The sequence below is a fragment of the Citrobacter braakii genome (assembly GCF_002075345.1).
Classification (GTDB): domain Bacteria; phylum Pseudomonadota; class Gammaproteobacteria; order Enterobacterales; family Enterobacteriaceae; genus Citrobacter; species Citrobacter braakii.
In genome coordinates this window covers 1-22,048 of sequence record NZ_NAEW01000013.1, presented here as the reverse complement: position 1 = coordinate 22,048, position 22,048 = coordinate 1, and the positions used below count along the sequence as shown (strand labels likewise).

General features: G+C 52.7%; 21 protein-coding genes and 1 rRNA gene. 8 read left to right on the top strand and 14 right to left on the bottom strand.

Annotated elements, in window-relative coordinates; translation table 11 throughout:
* Positions 1-38: 38 nt before the first annotated feature.
* The 9 genes from era to rseD form a co-directional block, all read right to left on the bottom strand.
* Entirely contained in the window at positions 39-944 is a 906-nt protein-coding gene (era, locus tag BZK42_RS20875) for a GTPase Era (protein WP_003037581.1), read from the bottom strand.
* Complete coding sequence (gene rnc, locus BZK42_RS20870; RefSeq protein ID WP_003037579.1) at positions 941-1,621, bottom strand: ribonuclease III; 681 nt, start codon at positions 1,619-1,621, stop codon at positions 941-943. Before rnc ends, era begins: the two co-directional genes overlap by 4 nt.
* A gap of 269 nt (positions 1,622-1,890) precedes the next feature.
* Positions 1,891-2,865 carry a signal peptidase I gene (lepB, locus tag BZK42_RS20860; RefSeq protein WP_016154048.1) on the bottom strand — a complete coding sequence of 325 codons (975 nt, stop codon included), beginning with the start codon at positions 2,863-2,865 and terminating at the stop codon, positions 1,891-1,893.
* A gap of 15 nt (positions 2,866-2,880) precedes the next feature.
* Complete coding sequence (gene lepA, locus BZK42_RS20855) at positions 2,881-4,680, bottom strand: translation elongation factor 4 (RefSeq protein ID WP_003037577.1); 1,800 nt, start codon at positions 4,678-4,680, stop codon at positions 2,881-2,883.
* A 215-nt stretch (positions 4,681-4,895) separates the two neighbouring features.
* On the bottom strand, positions 4,896-5,360 hold the full coding sequence (rseC, locus tag BZK42_RS20850) for a SoxR-reducing system protein RseC (RefSeq protein ID WP_080860016.1): 465 nt from the start codon (positions 5,358-5,360) through the stop codon (positions 4,896-4,898).
* On the bottom strand, positions 5,357-6,313 hold the full coding sequence (gene rseB / locus BZK42_RS20845; protein ID WP_016154050.1) for a sigma-E factor regulatory protein RseB: 957 nt from the start codon (positions 6,311-6,313) through the stop codon (positions 5,357-5,359). Before rseB ends, rseC begins: the two co-directional genes overlap by 4 nt.
* On the bottom strand, positions 6,313-6,963 hold the full coding sequence (rseA, locus tag BZK42_RS20840; protein WP_019077408.1) for an anti-sigma-E factor RseA: 651 nt from the start codon (positions 6,961-6,963) through the stop codon (positions 6,313-6,315). Before rseA ends, rseB begins: the two co-directional genes overlap by 1 nt.
* A 31-nt stretch (positions 6,964-6,994) precedes the next feature.
* Positions 6,995-7,570, bottom strand: coding sequence for an RNA polymerase sigma factor RpoE (gene rpoE, locus BZK42_RS20835; RefSeq protein WP_003037573.1), 576 nt, complete (start codon positions 7,568-7,570; stop codon positions 6,995-6,997).
* Positions 7,567-7,689, bottom strand: a complete 123-nt coding sequence (rseD, locus tag BZK42_RS28420) for a rpoE leader peptide RseD (protein WP_223306697.1) — start codon at positions 7,687-7,689, stop codon at positions 7,567-7,569. Before rseD ends, rpoE begins: the two co-directional genes overlap by 4 nt.
* 305 nt (positions 7,690-7,994) lie before the next feature.
* Between rseD and nadB the strand changes: the two genes are divergently transcribed.
* Positions 7,995-9,617, top strand: a complete 1,623-nt coding sequence (nadB, locus tag BZK42_RS20825; RefSeq protein WP_080860013.1) for an L-aspartate oxidase — start codon at positions 7,995-7,997, stop codon at positions 9,615-9,617.
* Here the strand turns inward: nadB and trmN are convergent.
* The gene (gene trmN / locus BZK42_RS20820) at positions 9,602-10,339 is read right to left on the bottom strand and encodes a tRNA(1)(Val) (adenine(37)-N(6))-methyltransferase TrmN (RefSeq protein ID WP_016154053.1); all 738 of its coding nucleotides are present in this window, start codon (positions 10,337-10,339) and stop codon (positions 9,602-9,604) included. The genes nadB and trmN overlap by 16 nt on opposite strands.
* A gap of 130 nt (positions 10,340-10,469) precedes the next feature.
* On the opposite strand from trmN, the gene srmB reads away from it, so the two are divergent.
* On the top strand, positions 10,470-11,798 hold the full coding sequence (srmB, locus tag BZK42_RS20815) for an ATP-dependent RNA helicase SrmB (RefSeq protein WP_016157176.1): 1,329 nt from the start codon (positions 10,470-10,472) through the stop codon (positions 11,796-11,798).
* Positions 11,799-11,910: 112 nt separating this feature from the next.
* Here the strand turns inward: srmB and grcA are convergent, their stop codons facing one another.
* Positions 11,911-12,294, bottom strand: a complete 384-nt coding sequence (gene grcA, locus BZK42_RS20810; RefSeq protein WP_003037563.1) for an autonomous glycyl radical cofactor GrcA — start codon at positions 12,292-12,294, stop codon at positions 11,911-11,913.
* A 317-nt stretch (positions 12,295-12,611) separates the two neighbouring features.
* Here grcA and ung point away from each other — a divergent pair, with 317 nt between their 5' ends.
* Complete coding sequence (gene ung, locus BZK42_RS20805; protein ID WP_016154055.1) at positions 12,612-13,301, top strand: uracil-DNA glycosylase; 690 nt, start codon at positions 12,612-12,614, stop codon at positions 13,299-13,301.
* A 33-nt stretch (positions 13,302-13,334) separates the two neighbouring features.
* Here the strand turns inward: ung and BZK42_RS20800 are convergent, their stop codons facing one another.
* Positions 13,335-14,414: a tRNA/rRNA methyltransferase gene (locus BZK42_RS20800; protein WP_080860011.1), complete on the bottom strand. Its 1,080-nt coding sequence runs from the start codon at positions 14,412-14,414 to the stop codon at positions 13,335-13,337.
* 207 nt (positions 14,415-14,621) lie between these two features.
* On the opposite strand from BZK42_RS20800, the gene trxC reads away from it, so the two are divergent.
* The 5 genes from trxC to BZK42_RS20775 all read left to right on the top strand — a co-directional run bounded on the left by trxC (position 14,622) and on the right by BZK42_RS20775 (position 20,344).
* The gene (gene trxC, locus BZK42_RS20795) at positions 14,622-15,041 is read left to right on the top strand and encodes a thioredoxin TrxC (protein ID WP_003037559.1); all 420 of its coding nucleotides are present in this window, start codon (positions 14,622-14,624) and stop codon (positions 15,039-15,041) included.
* A gap of 69 nt (positions 15,042-15,110) precedes the next feature.
* On the top strand, positions 15,111-15,809 hold the full coding sequence (gene tapT / locus BZK42_RS20790) for a tRNA-uridine aminocarboxypropyltransferase (protein ID WP_080860009.1): 699 nt from the start codon (positions 15,111-15,113) through the stop codon (positions 15,807-15,809).
* Between the two features lie 36 nt (positions 15,810-15,845).
* Positions 15,846-18,506, top strand: coding sequence for a bifunctional acetate--CoA ligase family protein/GNAT family N-acetyltransferase (locus BZK42_RS20785; RefSeq protein ID WP_016157179.1), 2,661 nt, complete (start codon positions 15,846-15,848; stop codon positions 18,504-18,506).
* A 114-nt stretch (positions 18,507-18,620) separates the two neighbouring features.
* Positions 18,621-19,976 (top strand): CDP-diacylglycerol--serine O-phosphatidyltransferase, encoded by a 1,356-nt coding sequence (gene pssA / locus BZK42_RS20780; RefSeq protein WP_003835350.1) that lies wholly within the window; start codon positions 18,621-18,623, stop codon positions 19,974-19,976.
* Positions 19,977-20,008: 32 nt separating this feature from the next.
* Positions 20,009-20,344 (top strand): YfiM family lipoprotein, encoded by a 336-nt coding sequence (locus BZK42_RS20775; protein ID WP_202633508.1) that lies wholly within the window; start codon positions 20,009-20,011, stop codon positions 20,342-20,344.
* Here the strand turns inward: BZK42_RS20775 and BZK42_RS20770 are convergent.
* Both BZK42_RS20770 and rrf read right to left on the bottom strand, forming a co-directional pair.
* Positions 20,341-21,639, bottom strand: a complete 1,299-nt coding sequence (locus BZK42_RS20770; RefSeq protein WP_016154060.1) for an MFS transporter — start codon at positions 21,637-21,639, stop codon at positions 20,341-20,343. The genes BZK42_RS20775 and BZK42_RS20770 overlap by 4 nt on opposite strands.
* 284 nt (positions 21,640-21,923) lie before the next feature.
* Positions 21,924-22,039 (bottom strand): 5S ribosomal RNA (gene rrf, locus BZK42_RS20765).
* Positions 22,040-22,048: the final 9 nt, after the last annotated feature.

The window sequence follows — 22,048 nt, the reverse complement described above, 5'->3', positions numbered from 1 at the left end:
CGCCTTCCTGCACCTCGAAAGCCATAACCTATGAAAAATTAGACGTCGTCGCCGTAACCGAGGCTACGCAGCGCGCGCTCGTCATCGGCCCAGCCGGATTTCACTTTCACCCACAGCTCGAGGTGAACGGGCGCTTCGAACATCTCCTGCATGTCTTTACGCGCTTCGATGCCGATGGTTTTAATTTTGGCCCCTTTGTTGCCAATAACCATCTTCTTCTGCCCTTCACGTTCAACGAGGATCAGCCCGTTAATATCGTAACCACCGCGTTCGTTAGAGATAAAACGTTCAATCTCCACGGTAACGGAGTACGGCAGTTCAGCCCCCAGAAAACGCATCAGCTTTTCACGGATGATTTCAGACGCCATAAAGCGCTGAGAACGGTCGGTGATGTAATCTTCCGGGAAGTGATGAATGGCTTCCGGCAGGTGCTTACGCACGATGCCCGCAACGGTATCAACATTCAGGCCGGTTTCGGCAGAAATCGGGACAATATCAAGGAAGTTCATCTGGCTTGCCAGAAACTGCAGGTGCGGCAGTAAATCGGCTTTTTCCTGAACGTTGTCAACTTTGTTCACAGCCAGAATAACCGGGGCTTTACCGTCGCGCAGCTTGTTGAGCACCATTTCGTCGTCCGGCGTCCAGCGGGTGCCTTCCACAACGAAAATAACCAGTTCAACATCACCAATCGAGCTGCTTGCCGCTTTGTTCATCAGGCGGTTGATCGCCCGTTTTTCTTCCATATGCAGGCCCGGGGTATCAACATAAATCGCCTGATACGCACCTTCGGTATGGATGCCAACAATACGGTGACGTGTGGTCTGAGCCTTACGTGAGGTAATGGAAATCTTCTGCCCAAGCAGATTATTCAACAGGGTGGATTTGCCGACGTTCGGGCGACCGACGATGGCAATAAATCCGCAGTAAGTTTTCTCTTCGCTCATTCCAGCTCCAGTTTTTTCAACGCCTGTTCGGCGGCAGCCTGCTCAGCCTTACGACGGCTCGAACCTGTGCCAACCACCGGTTCACTCAGGCCGCTGACCTGGCAGTGGATAGTAAATTCTTGATCGTGTGCTTCACCACGAACCTGCACCACCAGATAGGACGGTAGCGGCAGGTGGCGACCCTGCAAATATTCCTGCAGGCGCGTTTTCGGATCTTTTTGTTTATCGCCTGGGCTAATTTCATCCAGACGAGTCTGATACCAGTTCAGGATCAGTTGTTCAACGGTTTGAATATCGCTGTCGAGGAAGACGCCGCCGATCAAAGCTTCAACGGTATCTGCCAGGATCGATTCACGACGGAAACCGCCGCTTTTCAGCTCGCCTGGCCCCAAACGTAAACATTCACCGAGGTCAAACTCACGGGCTAATTCAGCCAGCGTATTGCCGCGAACCAGCGTCGCGCGCATGCGACTCATATCACCTTCATCCACACGCGGAAAACGGTGATACAGCGCATTAGCGATAACAAAGCTCAGAATAGAGTCGCCTAAAAATTCTAAACGCTCGTTATGTTTGCTGCTGGCGCTACGGTGAGTTAATGCCTGCTGCAACAGCTCCTGATGATTAAAAGTGTAGCCCAGCTTCCGTTGAAGCCGATTAATTACGATGGGGTTCATGCGATACCAATAAATGAATGCGTCAACAATTCAGCACACGAAACAGACCTGATATACGCATTTCGCTTAGCCATCCCGCTTCGGCTGAATGCATTTATACACAAACCAACGCTGTTTCGTGTGCCGTGGCAACCTGTCGGTGCCAACCTCAAACTTCGGGGGAATATTCTATACACAACGACAAGGGATGTCGTTAGTCTGCGGGAATTTATCCGAGAAATAATTCACGCTGTCGCCATAATGACGACAACGTGAACGATTATCAGCGATTAGTGAATGCCACCAATACGGCTTAAGCGCACACCGGTCGGCCATTCGCCTTCTTGCTTATCGAAACTCATCCAGATAGCGGTTGCTTTACCAACCAGATTCGCTTCCGGCACAAATCCCCAGTAACGGCTGTCCGCGCTGTTGTCACGGTTATCACCCATCATGAAGTAGTGTCCCGGCGGGACGATCCAGGTTGCCAACTGCTGGCCTGGCTGGCGGTAATACATCCCCACCTGATCCTGCGCGATTGGCACGGTCAGAATGCGGTGCGTTACCTCACCCAGCGTTTCTTTACGCTCGGAGAGGCGAATACCGTTATCTTTCGTTTCATTCAGCGGAACCTCAAAGAAGCCGCTGGTCGCTTCACCGCCGTTACGACGCGCAAATGTCTGCACAAAATCACTTGGCTGAACATCAGAGTACGTTACCGGCAGCGCGTTTTCACACGCCTGACCGGAACTGCATCCTGGCTGAATAGTTACCTCTTTCGCCACCGGATCGTACGTCACTTTGTCTCCCGGTAAACCGACAGCACGTTTGATGTAGTCCAGACGCGGATCTTCCGGGTATTTAAACACCACGATATCACCGCGTTTCGGATGGCCGGTTTCGATCAGCGTTTTCTGGTAAATCGGATCTTTAATCCCGTAGGCGAATTTCTCCACCAGGATAAAGTCACCGATAAGCAGTGTCGGCATCATCGAACCAGACGGGATCTGGAACGGCTCATAAATAAATGAACGCACCACCAGCACAATAGCTAAAACCGGGAAAACGGATGCCCCGGTTTCCAGCCAGCCTGGCTTAGGGGCCACTTTTTTCAGCGTTGCTTTATCCAGTGAATCACCTGCAGCAGCTTGCGCTGCTGCCTGACGCTCCCGGCGTTTAGGCGCGAAGATGAATTTATCTACGCACCATAAAATGCCCGTCACCAGTGTGGCAATCACCAGAATCAGGGCAAACATGTTCGCCATGCCAACTCCTTAAGATTATTTGCTGTCTTTACCGACATGCAGAATGGCGAGGAAGGCTTCCTGTGGCAGTTCGACGTTACCGATCTGCTTCATGCGCTTTTTACCCTCTTTCTGTTTTTGCAGCAGCTTTTTCTTACGGCTGATATCGCCACCGTAGCATTTCGCCAGAACGTTTTTACGCAACTGCTTAACCGTTGAACGCGCGATGATGTGCGTACCAATGGCCGCCTGGATCGCGATATCAAACTGCTGGCGAGGGATCAGATCTTTCATCTTCTCGACCAGTTCACGACCACGGCTCTGGGAGTTGTCGCGGTGGGTAATCAGCGCCAGCGCATCGACACGTTCGTTGTTGATGAGAACATCAACGCGCACCATGTCAGACGCCTGGAAACGTTTGAAGTTATAGTCCAGCGACGCATAGCCGCGAGAAGTTGACTTCAGACGGTCGAAGAAGTCGAGTACCACTTCCGCCATCGGAATTTCATAGGTCAGCGCCACCTGGTTACCGTGGTAAACCATGTTGGTCTGTACGCCGCGCTTCTCGATACACAGCGTGATGACGTTACCGAGGTAAGCCTGCGGCAGCAGCATGTGACACTCAGCAATCGGCTCTCGCAGTTCGTAAATGTTGTTCAACGGCGGCAGCTTGGACGGGCTATCGACGTAGATCGTCTCTTTCGCCGTGGTTTCGACTTCGTAGACTACGGTCGGCGCGGTAGTGATCAGATCCAGATCGTATTCACGTTCCAGACGTTCCTGAATGATCTCCATGTGTAGCAGACCGAGGAAGCCACAGCGGAAGCCGAAGCCCAGCGCGGTTGAGCTTTCCGGTTCATAGAACAGGGAGGCATCGTTGAGGCTCAGCTTGCCGAGCGCGTCACGGAAGTTTTCGTAGTCGTCAGAGCTCACCGGGAACAGACCGGCGTAAACCTGCGGCTTCACTTTTTTAAAGCCTGGCAGCGGCTTGTCCGCCGGGTTACGCGCCTGCGTCAGGGTATCGCCAACCGGTGCGCCCAGGATGTCTTTAATCGCACAAACCAACCAACCCACCTCGCCGCATTTCAGCTCGGTACGGTCAACCTGTTTTGGCGTGAAGATGCCCAGACGGTCAGCGTTATAGACCTGACCGGTGCTCATCACTTTAATTTTGTCGCCTTTACGCATGGTGCCGTTTTTAATACGCACCAGTGACACGACGCCCAGGTAGTTATCGAACCAGGAGTCGATGATTAGCGCCTGTAACGGACCTTCCGGGTCGCCTTCCGGCGGCGGGATGTCGCGCACCAGACGTTCAAGAACGTCAGTGACGCCTACGCCGGTTTTCGCCGAACAGCGAACGGCATCCGTCGCATCGATACCGACGATATCTTCGATCTCTTCCGCCACACGCTCAGGATCGGCGGCTGGCAGGTCAATTTTGTTCAGTACCGGCACCACTTCCAGATCCATTTCCATGGCGGTATAGCAGTTAGCCAGGGTCTGTGCTTCGACGCCCTGTCCGGCATCAACCACCAGCAGTGCGCCTTCACAGGCGGCAAGCGAGCGGGAAACTTCATACGAGAAGTCAACGTGGCCCGGGGTGTCGATAAAGTTAAGCTGATAGGTTTCACCATCAGATGCTTTGAAATCGAGCGTCACGCTCTGCGCTTTGATAGTAATACCGCGCTCACGCTCAAGATCCATCGAGTCGAGAACCTGCGCTTCCATTTCACGGTCAGACAGGCCACCGCAGATCTGGATAATACGGTCAGACAGCGTCGATTTACCGTGGTCGATGTGAGCTATGATTGAAAAGTTACGTATGTTCTTCATATAGTGTAATTATTGTGCCTTACGCCCGCCTGAGCAGGCTCTGAGAAGTCGCTGATCTGAGCTTAACGTCTGTTTAAGTGAAACGCCGCATTCTACACTACAACGCTGAGGCGAGGAAATGTTCATAGAGCAAGGATAGCGGGAACTGGAAACAACTTTGCAAAGTCGGTGAAACTTTTGCCGGATGGCGACACAAGCGCCATCAGGCAAAGCTATCACTGTGGGGTTTCGACGCGAATGAGATCGGGTGGGAGAGCAACGTTCAGAATGACCGGCTGCCAGGCTTCGCGCTCAGCAAGCTTACGAGAGTATCCACGGGCAATCAGGAATCCGCCCACGCCCCCCAGCACGGCACCGCTTAATGCCGCAAGGTCGGAACCAAACAGCACCTGGAATAACGCCGCGAAGAGAAAGAGCCCCGCCAACGGAGACATGTAGACCAACATCGCTGAACCCAGCAGGCTACCCTCGGCAATACCCAGTTCAACTTTTTGACCGGGCGCTAAGGGTTCGTCGCTGGGCACCACAATGGTATGCGTGGTCTGCGGCCCAAGTTTGTTCAGCACGCGGCTCCCGCATCCGGCCCGCGAAGCACAGCTGCTACATGATGCTTTAACATCACAGCTGACCGTCGCCAGACCATTTTGCCAGGAGACGACTGTCGCCCACTCTTTAATCATTGTGCAGCCCTGAACTTAATATTGTCCGCGATACGCTTCGCCGTTTGCGGTGGAAGCTCGCCCACAATCGTAATTTCTGCGTTATCACGCACGCTGGTGCTAACCGTTCTACGCCCGGTTCGCAACAGCTGATCGGCGCTGTTTTGCATCGCACGGTTTACGTTCACGGAGAAACTGAACAGGCCATCAGAATATAGGCGCGATTCGATCGGCATGTTATCCATCGTCGGCAGCGGACGTCGACTGCTGGAAACTTCGCTGAAGCCTTGCGGCAACCACGACGGACTCCAGTTGAAGTTGGTTTTCTCACCCGCAGGAACTGACAGCAACGGCGGTAGATTGGCTTTCGCCAGCGCCTGCATGCTATCGCTAACGCCGTTGTTTACGGTAAACGCGATAACACGGAACTGTTCCAGCGTCTCACCATCACGGTCGAGAAGATCGACGCGCATCGGCAGCTTAGTCTCCGTGTCCATCCAGACGATATAGCTGTAACGCGTACCGTCACGGGCGACTACGCGGATCACTTCACAGAGCCGATCGGCAATGCGGGTGCGACCTACTGAGATAAAGTCATAGTAGGGAGCAAGACGTTTGAAGTCGGTGTAAATCAGAGAGGGCAGAGAGTCAACGATATAGTCGCCGTTCAGCGTGAACGGTTCGAGACCAGGCTCAAAATAGCTAATTTCATTGCCACGCTGCACCACTTCCCGGCGCGGTCCATCCATTTGCAACAGTTGCGCTAGCGGACGGTTATCCAAGCGGGCATGGCGATAACGTAGGGATTCAACACCCTGCTTATTGATGCTGACAAATGACAGCTCATAGGTTAGCGACTGGCTGGCCAGATTCATCTGCTGCAACAACGCCCCGGACGCAGGATTGGCCGAGGCGTTTACAGAGAAAAACAGGCTACCAGCCACAAGTGACATGGCAAACCAAAGTTGCTTCATTACTGCGATTGCGTTCCTAAAGTTTGAATTCCTGGCACCTGCACAGCGGCTTGCTGTGTTTGGGCCTGCTCAAACTGAAGCTGTTCAGAGTGCAGTCGACGTTGCAGTTCGTAGTCCTGCAACATGGCATTAATACGACGACGCTGCTCCTGTACCTGCTGTTGCTGACCGCCGCTGGCCGTCGCGTCAGAGGGTACACCCAAGCTTACCGGACTGGCTTTACCCATCATCGGTAATGTATTAAATACCGGCGTTTCGGGCTGCTGGGACGTTTCAGATTGCCCATTATAGTGCTGGACGCCAACAATAACTGCAAGTGATACACACGCGGCCACACCCATTTGGGTAAGCTGCGCGGCCCATGGACGCATTTTTTTCCAGAATGGCATTTTCTGCCACTGGTGCGGTGCTGGCTGGGCCTCAGGAATCAATGGCACCGTCTGACGTACTGGCTCATCCTGGATGGCAGCCATTACGCGGGCGGAAATATCGAAATGGAGAACGTCGGCGGTATCACCTCGCATGGAATCGCGAATCAGGTGATAACTCTCCCAGGTTTTTTGCATTTCCGGGTCCTGAGTCAGCTCTTTGAGTAACTCAGTATCCAGCGTTTCGCCATCCATTAAAGCGGAAAGTTTTTCTTTCTGCATGCCTAATACCTTTTCCAGTATCCCGCTATCGTCAACGCCTGATAAGCGGTTGAACTTTATTATCAATAGCTTCCCTCGCTCGGAAGATACGTGAACGCACCGTACCTACCGGACAATCCATGATAGCGGCTATCTCTTCATAGCTCAGGCCATCCAGCTCCCGCAAGGTTATTGCCATGCGTAAATCTTCCGGGAGGGACTCAATAGTCCGGAAAACTATCTGTCTCAGTTCTTCTGACAACATTAAGTTCTCAGGGTTCGAAATTTCTTTCAGCGCACCGCCACTTTCGTAATTTTCTGCTTCAATCGCATCAATATCACTGGAAGGTGGACGACGCCCCTGAGCGACCAGGTAATTCTTCGCTGTATTGACTGCAATACGATACAGCCAGGTATAAAAAGCACTATCTCCCCGGAACGAGTCCAGCGCACGATAGGCCTTGATAAATGCTTCTTGTACTACATCGGGTACATCGCCCGACGGTACATAGCGAGAAACCAGACTCGCCACCTTATGCTGATAGCGCACTACCAGTAGGTTAAAGGCTTTCTGATCTCCCTTCTGGACCCGTTCTACCAGGACCTGGTCCGTTAACTGCTCGCTCATCCGAGGTAAAGTCTCCCCAAACCAAATTTCCACGCGCCTTCGAAACGCCACTCCATCAGCTTCACTATGAGCAAGCAAATGCTTAGAGTGCTCAAGTTTCGTAAAGTTCCGTTACGCATTGTTTTTTGTTTGTCATGTTGTAGACAGGTCTTATCTCTCATTATAAGTCTACATAATCCGATCGACGCACTATCTGTTTAGAAATGCCCATTTCACCGCTTGCAGAGTAACCCAACGGCCACTTAATTTCATCACATAATCTGGTGCTAACGGCCTGCTTCACAAAATATTTTTGCTCATTTCGTCCTCGTCATGCTTTTTTTTCATGTTTAGTCACTGCAACACATTTAAAAATAAAACGTGCAGTATCGCGCAATGTGGTGCTATGGTGACCAAACACTGTTTAGTAAATTAAACAAAAATCATGAATACGACTCCTGAATTATCCTGTGACGTGCTGATCATTGGCAGCGGGGCTGCCGGACTCTCACTGGCGCTGCGCCTGGCCGAAAAACATCAGGTTATTGTCCTGAGCAAAGGTCCGGTCAGCGAAGGCTCGACATTTTATGCCCAGGGCGGTATTGCCGCGGTGTTTGATGAAACCGACAGCATCAACTCCCACGTTGAAGATACTCTGATTGCCGGGGCCGGCCTGTGCGATCGCCATGCGGTTGAATTTGTCGCCAGCAATGCCCGCACCTGCGTTCAGTGGCTTATCGATCAGGGCGTCTTATTTGATACGCAGGTTCAGCCCAACGGTGAGGAGAGCTATCACCTGACCCGTGAAGGTGGTCATAGCCATCGACGCATTCTGCACTCTGCGGATGCCACCGGTAAAGAAGTCGAAACCACCCTCGTCAGCCAGGCACAAAATCACCCCAACATACGGGTTCTTGAGCGCAGTAATGCCGTCGATCTGATTGTCTCCGATAAAATCGGTCTGCCGGGAACGCGTCGGGTTGTCGGAGCCTGGATCTGGAACCGTAATAAAGAAGCCGTAGAAACCTGCCATGCCAAGTCAGTAGTGTTGGCCACCGGCGGCGCGTCAAAGGTGTACCAATACACCACCAATCCAGATATTTCCTCGGGTGATGGGATTGCGATGGCCTGGCGCGCGGGATGCCGTGTCGCCAATCTGGAATTTAACCAGTTTCACCCGACGGCGCTGTATCATCCGCAGGCGCGCAACTTTCTGCTAACCGAGGCGCTGCGTGGCGAAGGCGCACATCTGAAGCGCCCGGACGGTTCGCGCTTTATGCCCGATTTTGACGAGCGTGGCGAACTGGCTCCCCGCGATATTGTTGCCCGCGCCATTGACCACGAAATGAAGCGCCTGGGCGCTGACTGCATGTTTCTCGACATCAGCCATAAACCGGAAGAATTTGTTCGTCAGCATTTCCCGATGATTTATGAAAAATTGCTGGGACTGGGCATCGATTTGACCAAAGAGCCGGTTCCCATCGTTCCTGCCGCGCACTATACCTGCGGCGGCGTGATGGTGGATGACTTTGGCCGTACGGATGTCGACGGGCTGTATGCGATCGGCGAAGTGAGTTACACCGGCCTGCATGGAGCCAACCGGATGGCGTCAAACTCATTACTGGAGTGCCTGGTTTACGGCTGGTCCGCGGCTGAAGATATCGACAGGCGAATGCCTTATGCTCGCAGCGTCAGCACCCTCCCGGATTGGGATGAAAGCCGGGTAGAAAACCCGGATGAACTGGTTGTGATTCAGCATAACTGGCATGAGCTGCGGCTATTTATGTGGGATTACGTCGGTATCGTGCGCACAACTAAACGTCTGGAGCGCGCCCTACGCCGTATCACCATGTTGCAACAGGAAATCGACGAGTATTACGCTCATTTCCGCGTGTCGAACAACTTGCTGGAACTGCGCAATCTGGTGCAGGTTGCTGAGCTGATTGTCCGCTGCGCGATGATGCGTAAAGAGAGTCGGGGCCTGCACTATACGCTGGATTATCCTGAACAGCTTCCAGAGGCAGGCCCGTCCATTCTCTCGCCGCTAAGTCATCACATGAACAGATAAAACGCCTGGGTCAGCGCCGTGTAACCTTCAGAGTAACGTTGGTCTGGCCCACGGATCACCAGCCTGTCACTAAAGCACTCCCCGGCCTGCGGGGAGAATGCCAGCAGTACCCGATTCGGTAGTCGGGCCTCGGTTTCTGCTACATCCGTGCGCAATCGCAGATGCCAGCCCATGCCCAGTGCCTGCTGGGAAAATGCGTTACCAATCTGTTCGGGCAGCACCACACAGAAAAAACCTTCTTCCGTAATGCTGTCTGCCGCCAGCGTCAGCAATACTTGATGATCGAGCGTGGTGGTGTAGCGAGCCTGCTCGCGCTGCGGCGTGGCACATTCCACTCCCTGTTCATAATAGGGAGGGTTGCTGATGATCAAATCAAAGCGCACGGTCTGGCGCGGTACCCACTGCTGCACATCTTCCGTATGAACGTTCACGCGATGCATCCACGGGGATTGCGCGATGTTCTCCTGCGCCTGCTGCGCGGCATCAACATCAAGCTCCACAGCGTCAATGATGACGTTTTCATCTGTGCGCTGGGCCAGCATCAGCGCCAACAGGCCGCTCCCGGTACCAATATCCAGGATCCGCTTTACGCCAGCAACAGGGGCCCAGGCCCCCAATAAAATGCCGTCCGTTCCGACTTTCATTGCACAACGATCGTGTGCCACAAAAAACTGCTTAAAAGTAAATCCATTACGTCTAAGTACGGATGTAGACTGGGGCATGAAGAACAACCTTCCTGGAAAAAAAACGATAACATAGGATAAAAACAATACCTGAGAAGGTATATCCATACAAACAGATGAAGATTGCAGCCGTAACGTCTATAATCAGCGCCCCACTCAGAGGTAGAACATGACTGTAACGACTTTTTCCGAACTTGAACTCGATGAAAGCCTTCTGGATGCCCTCCAGGAAAAAGGTTTCACTCGCCCGACCGCCATTCAGGCTGCCGCCATTCCGCCTGCGCTCGATGGCCGTGATGTACTCGGTTCTGCGCCGACAGGCACCGGTAAAACGGCGGCATATTTGCTGCCAGCGTTGCAGCACCTGCTCGACTTCCCGCGCAAGAAATCTGGCCCGCCGCGCATTTTGATTTTGACACCGACGCGCGAACTGGCGATGCAGGTTGCCGAACACGCCCGTGAACTGGCGAAGAATACGCATCTGGATATCGCCACGATTACCGGCGGCGTGGCTTACATGAACCACATGGAAGTCTTTAGCGAAAACCAGGACATCGTGGTCGCCACTACCGGTCGTCTGCTGCAGTACATTAAAGAAGAAAACTTCGACTGTCATGCGGTTGAGACACTAATCCTCGATGAAGCAGACCGCATGTTGGACATGGGCTTTGCCCAGGACATCGAGCATATCGCTGGAGAAACCCGCTGGCGTAAGCAAACTATGCTGTTCTCCGCCACGCTGGAAGGCGATGCGATCAAAGATTTTGCTGAGCGTCTGCTGGAGGATCCGGTCGAAGTTTCGGCGGATCCGTCTACCCGCGAACGCAAGAAGATTCATCAGTTTTACTACCGTGCCGATGACATCGAGCACAAAACTGCCCTGCTGATCCATTTGTTAAAACAGCCGGAAGCGACCCGCTCGATTGTCTTCGTACGTAAACGCGAGCGTGTGCACGAGCTGGCAGGCTGGCTGCGCCAGGCGGGCATTAATAACTGCTATCTCGAAGGCGAGATGGTGCAGAACAAACGTAATGAAGCGATCAAACGCCTGACCGATGGTCGTGTGAACGTACTGGTAGCAACCGACGTTGCCGCTCGTGGGATCGATATTCCTGACGTCAGCCACGTGTTTAACTTCGACATGCCGCGCAGTGGCGATGCCTATCTGCACCGCATTGGCCGTACCGGTCGTGCAGGCCGTAAAGGTACTGCGATCTCTTTGGTTGAAGCCCACGACCATCTGCTGCTCGGCAAAGCGAGCCGCTATATTGACGAGCCACTGAAAGCACGCGTCATCGACGAACTGCGTCCAACCACGCGCGCGCCAAGTGAGAAATCTAACGGTAAGCCATCCAAGAAAGTGCTGGCGAAGCGCGCCGAGCAAAAAGCAAAAGAGAAAGAGAAACCGCGGGTGAAAAAACGTCACCGCGACGCCAAAAATGTCGGCAAACGCCGTAAGCCGAGCGGAGCTGCTACCCAGCAGTCCGACAAAGAGTAAACCGAATGCCGGGCCGTTTAGCCCGGCATTTTTTGTGCACAAAAAAGCGGAAGATACGTTGGCATCTTCCGCTTTCAGATTCTCTGCCAGACGGGGTTATTCCCCGTGAACCTTACAGGCTCTCAGTAAAGGTACGAGCAATAACGTCGCGCTGCTGTTCTGGCGTCAGAGAGTTGAAACGCACGGCATAACCAGAAACACGGATGGTCAGCTGCGGATATTTTTCCGGATGCTTAACCGCATCTTCCAGAGTTTCGCGGCGCAGAACGTTCACGTTCAGGTGCTGACCACCTTCCACACGGACTTCCGGCTGTACGTCTACCGGTACTTCACGGTATTCGATTTCACCCAGTTTGCTGACAGCAACGACTTCATCAGCATTGAAACCTGCTTTCGCAACGATGCAGCGTGCTTCGCCTTTTTCGCTGTCCAGCAGCCAGAAAGAGTTCAGCAGGTCGTCGTTTGCAGCTTTAGTAATCTGGATACCTGTAATCATTTGATGCCTCCCCGGCAAAATTATTTGATTTCGGCTGGCCGTCATCCGGCCAATTGGTAAAACCATTGTTGCTTGAGTGTATATATACCCCTCACACCCCCTTGAATCTTTGATTTAAATCAATAAAAACCACACATGAAAAGTGGTGATAGGTGGATTTTATTGTTTTACATCAACTTACGCCACATGCGCAGCTAAACTTTTTACATAAACTTTCAACTATCTTTAAGGGGTAGACCCTTGAGAAACGTACAGAATTTTGCGACGTCGAAAGAAGCAGTTAAGCTAGGGGGATTGAAAATTCGCAGGAGAGCGAGATGGCCACCGAATTAACCTGGCACGATGTGCTGGCAGAAGAGAAACAGCAGCCTTATTTTGTTAACACGCTGCATACTGTGGCGGGCGAGCGTCAGTCGGGGATGACAATTTATCCGCCACAAAAAGATGTATTCAACGCTTTTCGCTTTACCGAACTTGGCGACGTGAAAGTCGTCATCCTGGGGCAGGATCCATACCACGGTCCGGGCCAGGCACACGGTCTCGCGTTTTCTGTCCGCCCCGGTATTGCCACCCCGCCCTCGTTGCTGAACATGTACAAAGAGCTGGAAGCAACGATTCCTGGCTTCACACGCCCAACGCACGGATATCTGGAAAGCTGGGCACGCCAGGGTGTGCTGTTACTCAACACCGTGCTTACCGTCCGTGCCGGGCAGGCACATTCGCACGCCAGTCTGGGATGGGAAACATTTACCGATAAAGTCATCAGCCTGATTAACCAACATCGGGAAGGCGTGGTATTCCTGCTCTGGGGTTCACACGCACAAAAGAAAGGTGCGATTATTGATGCGCAGCGTCACCATGTATTGAAAGCGCCGCACCCATCACCGCTCTCTGCGCATCGCGGTTTCTTTGGCTGCAATCATTTTGTACTGGCTAATGAGTGGCTGGAACAGCGAGGTGAAAAGCCGATTGACTGGACGCCGGTATTGCCAGCAGAAAGCGAGTAAAAAAATGCCAGCGAATCGCTGGCATTTTTATTATCAGGCTTTGTTCTGACGCCACCACTCCGCGAGCAGCACGCCGGTCGCGACAGAAACGTTGAGCGTTTCTACGTTGCCCGTACCGTTTATCGCCACGCACAGGTCGTCGGCTGAGCATGCTGCTTCTGGCAGAGCCTCACGCTCACGCCCTAATACCAGCACCATTTTTTCCGGCAACGTGGTAGTAAACAGCGGCTTGCCTTTCACGCTTGAGGTCATCACTACCGTGTAACCCGCTTTACGGAAGTCGTCCAGCACATCGACAATACTGTCACCGGTGATCGGCTGAACGTGCTCAGCTCCGCCTTCAGCAGTGCGGATAGCCGCACCTGATTCCAACAGCGCCGCATCCTGTACCACTACGCCTTTCACACCGAAGTGCGCGCAGCTACGCATCATGCCGCCCAGGTTGTGCGGGTTAGCAATGTCTTCCAGGGCCAGCACGCAATCCTGCGCCCCGGCCTGACCAACCCACTGCTTAACAGTGGTACCGTTACGTTTCTTGATCAGGAAACAGACGCCGCCATGGTGTTCAGTGCCGGAGGCTTTCGCCAGCTCGGCTTCGTCAACCACGTGGTAGGCTTTGCGGTTCGCCGCCATCCAGCGTAATGCTTCTTTAAAGCGCGGGGTTACGCTCTGAACAAACCAGGCGCGAACAATAGCGTCCGGACGACTCTGGAACAGAGCCTGACAGGCATTCTCACCGTAAACGCGGGTTTCTTCCGCGCGCTGACGACGTAATACTTCAGGATCGATAAAGCTTTTGCCGCTGATACCACCGTGATCGGCTTTGTCTGCTGCATCCTCATTCGGTGCGCGGGACACGGTACGCCATGGTGAATCTTCACGTCCACGGTCGCGTTCTACATCGCGGCCACGACCACGTTCACGACCACGTTCGCTGTTCGGACCCTTTCTGTCATCACGGGCAGGGCGACGACCGCCTTCGGCTCGGGAAGTACCGGGGCGACCGCCGCCTTTACCAGTACGTGGATTTTGGGTGCGTTTGTCCGAGTCATCGTCACTGCGGACGTACATCACTTTGACCTTGCCGTTTTTATTCTTCAGTTCGTCGCTCATGTTTTTCTCCACCTGCTCTGCGCGAAGCGCGAAGATTACCCGATGTGCACGTCGTTAGCCATTATTTCATTTAAAAGCTAAGGACTATTGTACTCATTGAATAAAACGCATTGTTGTTTAGAACAGACTCCCCGATAATATGTAACATAATAGAAACATATTGGCGTTACTGCCGTGAAGTCCACTCCACTCATCCAGAGGTTAGTTATGAATACCGTTTGTACCAGCTGCCAGGCTATCAACCGCATCCCCGACGATCGTGTCCAGGAAGCGGCTAAATGCGGACGCTGTGGTCACGACCTGTTTGATGGGGAGGTGATCAATGCGACCGGTGAAACACTGGATAAACTGTTAAAAGACGATCTCCCGGTGGTGGTTGATTTTTGGGCCCCCTGGTGTGGTCCATGCCGTAACTTCGCCCCGATTTTTGAAGATGTCGCGGAAGAGCGTAGCGGTAAAGTGCGTTTTGTTAAAGTGAATACAGAAGCCGAGCGTGAACTCAGCGCCCGTTTCGGTATCCGCAGCATCCCGACCATTATGATCTTCAGAAAAGGTGAAATCGTCGACATGCTTAATGGCGCCGTACCTAAAGCCCCGTTTGATAGCTGGCTTAACGAATCATTATAATCTCTACGGGGCGCATCTTGTGCCCCGTTTTCACCTCTGCGACAATAGCGTTTTTCAACGTGTTCTCCCATGACCGATAACGCTGTTCTTCAGTTACGCGCTGAGCGCCTCGCGCGCGCCACGCGTCCTTTCCTTGCCCGAGGTAATCGCATTCGCCGCTGTCAGCGCTGCCTGCTGCCTCTGAAGCTCTGCTTGTGCGCAACGCTGGTGTCGTCTGAGGCCAAAAGCCGCTTTTGTCTGGTGATGTTTGATACCGAGCCGATGAAGCCCAGCAATACGGGACGTTTGATTGCCGATATTTTGCCCGATACCACGGCTTTTCAGTGGTCACGCACCGAACCGCCACAGGCGCTGCTCGAACTGGTGAAAAATCCGGATTACCAGCCTATGGTTGTATTCCCGGCATCCTATGCGGGCGAAGAGCGTGAAGTGATTTTCGCGCCTCCAGCCGGTAAACCACCGTTGTTTATCATGCTTGATGGTACCTGGCCTGAAGCGCGTAAAATGTTCCGCAAAAGCCCGTACCTTGATAACCTGCCGGTGATCTCCGTTGATTTATCGCGACTTTCCGCTTACCGCCTGCGTGGCATTCACGCCGAAGGGCAATACTGTACTGCCGAAGTGGCCATCGCGTTGTTGGATCTGGCGGGCGATACGCAAGCTGCGGAGGGGTTGAGCGAACATTTCACTCGCTTTAAAACCCGCTACCTGGCAGGAAAAACTCAACATCAGGGAAGCGTCACAGCAGACTCGCCAGAAAGCGTTTAAAATCATTCGGTCACTGGTGTCATTAAGGAAGCCGATATGAGTCAGCGTGGTCTGGAAGCACTACTGCGACCGAAATCCATTGCGGTGATTGGGGCGTCAATGAAGCCTAATCGCGCAGGTTACCTGATGATGCGTAACCTGCTTGCCGGCGGTTTCAATGGACCTGTTTTACCAGTGACGCCAGCATGGAAAGCGGTGTTGGGCGTCCTGGCCTGGCCCAATATCAACAGCCTGCCTTTTAGCCCAGACCTTGCCGTGTTGTGCACCAATGCCAGCCGCAACCTGGCATTACTCGAAGCGCTTGGCGAGAAAGGCTGTAAAACCTGCATTATTCTTTCAGCTCCCGCATCGCAGCACCTGGAATTGTTGGCCTGCGCCGCACGCTACAACATACGTCTCCTCGGCCCCAACAGCCTGGGACTTCTCGCGCCCTGGCAGGGGCTTAACGCCAGCTTTTCCCCCGTCCCCATCAAGCGCGGTAAGTTGGCATTTATTTCCCAGTCAGCGGCGATTTCCAACACCATTCTGGACTGGGCGCAGCAGCGCGACATGGGTTTTTCCTGGTTTATCGCGCTGGGCGACAGCCTGGATATCGACGTTGATGAACTACTGGATTACCTGGCGCGCGACAGTAAAACCAGCGCGATATTGCTATATCTCGAACATTTAAGTGATGCCCGGCGCTTTGTCTCCGCCGCCCGTAGCGCCTCGCGCAATAAACCCATTCTGGTGATTAAGAGTGGTCGCAGTCCGGCTGCACAGCGTTTACTGCATACCAGTGCAGGGATGGACCCTGCGTGGGACGCAGCTATCCAGCGCGCCGGTTTATTACGCGTACAAGACACTCACGAGCTGTTCTCTGCGGTAGAAACCCTGAGCCACATGCGTCCACTGCGCGGCGACAGGCTGATGATCATCAGCAATGGGGCCGCGCCTGCCGCACTGGCATTAGATGAGCTGTGGTCAAAAAATGGCAAGTTGGCGACATTGAGTGAAGATACCTGCCAGAAATTACGCGATGCGCTACCTGAACATATTGATATCGCCAACCCACTGGATCTGCGTGACGACGCCAGCAGCGAACACTACGTTAAGACGCTGGATATCTTGCTCGCCAGCCAGGATTTCGACGCACTGATGGTGATTCACTCACCCAGCGCAGCCGCCCCGGGAACAGAAAGCGCGCAAGCGTTAATCGAGGCGGTAAAACGTCATCCCCGCGGTAAGTTCGTCTCGTTACTGACCAACTGGTGCGGAGAGTTTTCCTCCCAGGAAGCCCGTAGACTGTTTAGCGAAGCCGGATTACCTACCTACCGCACGCCAGAAGGCACCATCACCGCGTTTATGCATATGGTGGAGTACCGGCGTAACCAGAAGCAACTGCGGGAAACCCCTGCGCTGCCCGACTACCTGACCACCAATACCGCCGAGGCGCATAATCTGTTACAGCAGGCGATTGCTGAAGGAGCAACGTCGCTGGATACCCATGAAGTGCAGCCGATTTTACAAGCCTATGGCTTACACACACTGCCGACGTGGATCGCCAGCGACAGCGCTGAAGCCGTACACATCGCGGAGCAAATCGGTTACCCGGTGGCGCTAAAGCTGCGTTCTCCTGATATCCCACATAAATCAGAAGTTCAGGGGGTAATGCTCTACCTGCGAACGGCAACAGAGGTGCAGCAGGCAGCCAATGCGATTTTTGATCGGGTAAAAATGGCCTGGCCGCAGGCGCGCATTCACGGTTTATTAGTACAAAGTATGGCGAATCGCGCTGGCGCTCAGGAGCTGCGCGTCGTCGTTGAACATGACCCGGTATTTGGCCCGTTGATTATGCTTGGTGAAGGCGGAGTTGAGTGGCGACCAGAAGAGCAAGCCGTGGTGGCGTTGCCGCCATTGAACATGAATCTGGCGCGTTATCTGGTGATCCAGGGGATCAAAAATAAAAAGATCCGCGCTCGCAGCGCATTACGCCCATTGGATATCGCCGGGTTAAGTCAGCTTCTGGTGCAGGTCTCCAATCTGATCGTCGATTGTCCGGAAATTCAGCGTCTGGATATTCATCCGCTGTTGGCCTCCGCCGGTGAATTTACCGCGCTGGATGTCACGCTGGACATTGCCCCTTTCACGGGCGATAACGAAAGCAGGCTGGCTATACGCCCCTACCCCCATCAGCTTGAAGAATGGGTGGAGTTGAAGAACGGCGAGCGTTGCTTGTTCCGCCCTATTTTGCCCGAGGATGAACCTCATCTGCAGCAGTTCATTTCTCAGGTAACAAAAGAAGATCTTTATTATCGCTATTTCAGTGAGATCAACGAATTTACCCACGAAGATTTAGCCAATATGACGCAGATCGACTACGATCGGGAAATGGCCTTTGTTGCGGTACGCTGTAAAAACAATCAGCAAGAGATCCTCGGCGTAACGCGAGCAATCTCGGATCCTGATAACATTGACGCCGAGTTCGCCGTGCTGGTTCGTTCAGATCTCAAAGGGCTTGGACTGGGTCGCCGGTTGATGGAAAAATTAATTGCATATACCCGAGATCACGGACTTAGACGTTTGAATGGTATTACGATGCCAAACAATCGTGGGATGGTCGCCCTGGCCCGGAAACTCGGGTTCGCTGTTGACGTCCAACTCGAAGAGGGAATTGTTGGGCTAACGCTTAATCTGGCCCAATTTGAGGAATCGTGAGTAAGGTACTGGAAATGTTGACCACATTAATAGGTACTGGTGGTATCATTACACGCTTATGTCGTCTGCATAGCACAGAGGACCCTTCAATGAACAGAGAAGAAATGCACTGTGATGTTGTCAAAATTTAAGCGTAATAAACATCAACAACACCTTGCCCAACTACCCAAGATTTCTCAGTCAGTTGATGATGTAGATTTCTTTTATGCTCCCGCTAATTTCAGGGAGACTCTGCTGGAAAAAATAGCCAGCGCGACGCGACGGATCTGCATTATTGCGCTGTACCTGGAACAGGATGACGGTGGCAAAGGCATACTCGACGCGCTCTATGCGGCAAAACGGCAGCGTCCTGAACTGGATGTCCGGGTGCTTGTCGACTGGCACCGAGCCCAGCGCGGACGTATTGGTGCTGCGGCATCGAATACCAACGCTGACTGGTATTGCCGAATGGCACAAGAAAACCCAGGTATTGATATTCCTGTCTACGGTGTTCCGATTAACACCCGAGAAGCGCTTGGCGTCCTGCATTTTAAAGGCTTTATCATCGATGACAGCGTCCTGTATAGCGGGGCCAGCCTGAATGATGTTTATCTGCATCAGCATGATAAATATCGCTATGACCGTTATCAATTGATTCGCAATGCTCAAATGGCCGATATCATGTTCGATTGGGTCACGCAGAACCTGATGAACGGTCGCGGCGTTAATCGCCTTGATGATATTAATCGCCCTAAAAGCCCGGAAATTAAAAACGACATCCGCCTTTACCGTCAGGAACTGCGCGATGCGTCATTCCATTTTCAGGGTGATGCGGATAATGAACAGCTCTCGGTAACGCCTCTGGTAGGCCTTGGAAAATCCAGTCTGTTAAATAAGACCATTTTCCACCTTATGCCCTGCGCGGAGCACAAGCTCACAATCTGTACCCCTTATTTCAACCTGCCCGCTATACTGGTGCGCAATATCATTCAGCTGCTGCGTGAAGGCAAAAAGGTCGAGATCATTGTCGGTGATAAAACCGCCAACGACTTTTTCATTCCAGAAGATGAGCCATTTAAAATCATCGGCGCGCTGCCCTACCTGTATGAAATTAACCTGCGCCGTTTCCTGAGCAGACTGCAATATTATGTGAATACCGACCAACTGGTCGTGCGCTTATGGAAAGATGATGACAACACCTATCATCTGAAAGGCATGTGGGTTGATGATAAATGGATGCTGCTCACCGGCAACAACCTTAACCCTCGCGCCTGGCGTCTGGATCTGGAAAACGCCATCCTTATCCACGATCCGAAGCAAGAGCTGACTCCCCAGCGCGATAAAGAGCTGGAGCTTATTCGCACGCATACCACCGTCGTTAAGCACTATCGCGACCTGCAAAGCATTGCCGACTATCCAGTCAAAGTGCGTAAGCTCATCCGTCGACTACGCCGTATCCGTATCGACAGATTAATTAGCCGTATTCTGTAACCAAGACCCCGTCCAGTGACGGGGTTTTTCCTATGGAGGCAACGGTGCGCTTGTTTATTCTTTTCAGTATCATGGCCATTTCTGGCTGCAGCCACATGGCAAACGACCGCTGGAGCGGACAAGACAAGGCTCAACACTTTATCGCCTCCGCTATGCTCTCCGCAGCTGGAAACGAATATGCTCAACATCAGGGCAACAGCCGCGATCGCAGCGCGGCTATCGGCCTGATGTTCTCAGTCAGCCTGGGCGCGTCAAAAGAGCTATGGGACAGCCGTCCCGCTGGGAGCGGCTGGAGCTGGAAAGACTTCGCCTGGGATGTTGCAGGTGCGTCTACCGGTTATGCGGTCTGGCAACTGGCACATCACTAGAGGCGCAGACCTTTCCCCTTCCCATGCAGCATCAGCGATACCAAAAATGCGACTATTGCCAGTGCTGTAACGTACCAGAAGAATGTTGTTTCCATACCGACAGACTTCAGGGATAACGCAACATATTCGGCTGAGCCACCAAACAGAGCATTGGCCACCGCATAAGATAATCCAACCCCCAGAGCGCGCACCTGTGCCGGGAACATCTCGGCCTTCAGAATACCGCTGATTGACGTATAGAAACTCACAATCAGCAAGGCACACATCACCAGAGCAAACGCCATATACGGGGACGTCACGCTTTGCAACGCTGTCAGAATGGGGACGGTGAAAATCGCGGCCAACGCGCCAAAACACAGCATTGAAGTACGTCGGCCAATTTTATCTGACAAGGCACCGAACAACGGTTGCACCAGCATAAACACACACAGTGCCGCCGTCATAATCCCACTGGCTACGTTGGCATGCATACCGGCAGTGTTAACCAGGTACTTCTGCATGTAGGTTGTGAACGTGTAAAAACACAGCGAGCCAGCAGCGGTAAAGCCAAGCACCATGATGAAGGCTTTGCGATTACGCCACAGACCTTTCAGAGAACCAGCTTCTTTCAGCGCGCGAACGTCCTGTTTCGAGGTTTCATCCAACTGTCGACGCAGCCATAACGCAACAATAGCCAGTACGGCGCCCAACGCAAATGGAATACGCCAACCCCACGATCTTAGCGCTGAGTCTTCTAACGTTTGCTGTAATATGACCACAACCAGCAGTGCCAGTAACTGCCCGCCGATTAACGTCACGTACTGGAAGGAAGCATAAAAACCTTTCTTCCCTTCAACGGCTACTTCACTCATATAGGTAGCGCTGGTCCCGTATTCACCACCGACAGACAGCCCCTGAAATAACCTAGCCAGCAGCAATAGAGCAGGAGCCCAGGTACCGATGGTTTCATATCCCGGAAGACAAGCGATCACCAGCGATCCCATACACATCATACAAACTGACAGCAGCATCGACTTTTTACGCCCGTGCTTATCCGCGATGCGACCAAACAGCCAGCCGCCAATCGGTCGCATCAGAAAGCCTGCAGCAAAAACTCCGGCTGTTTGTAAGAGTTGCGTGGTGGTGTTTCCTGATGGAAAAAAGATATGAGCAAAATAGAGAGAGCAGAAAGAATAGATATAGAAATCAAACCATTCGACCAGATTCCCTGATGATGCTCCGACAATCGCCCATATACGACGCCGAGTATCGCCGTCTGCCAGCGCCCCGTTCTCAGTTACACTGCTATCAGCCATTAGAATTGTACCCCTGCCAACGATTGCATTAATTTATCAATGGTGGTTGTGTCTTTTTTGGTGAAATAAATGTTATATAATTGTTATAATTTATTATGAGAGAAAGATCACGGTTTTCATTAGCAGAGAAAGGATTCAGATATGTTCGAGAAAGAGAAAAATCGGTTTGAAATAGAGTGGGCTTTTATGGGCTGGATAAAATGGTACGCTGCATCCGGCAGTTCTCATTCCCTGCAGACGCAAAAAAGCCCATCCGGCAGGATGGGCTTCTTCACTTGTTTAATGCCTGGCAGTTCCCTACTCTCGCATGGGGAGACCCCACACTACCATCGGCGCTACGGCGTTTCACTTCTGAGTTCGGCATGGGGTCAGGTGGGACCACCGCGCTACAGCCGCCAGGCAAATTCTG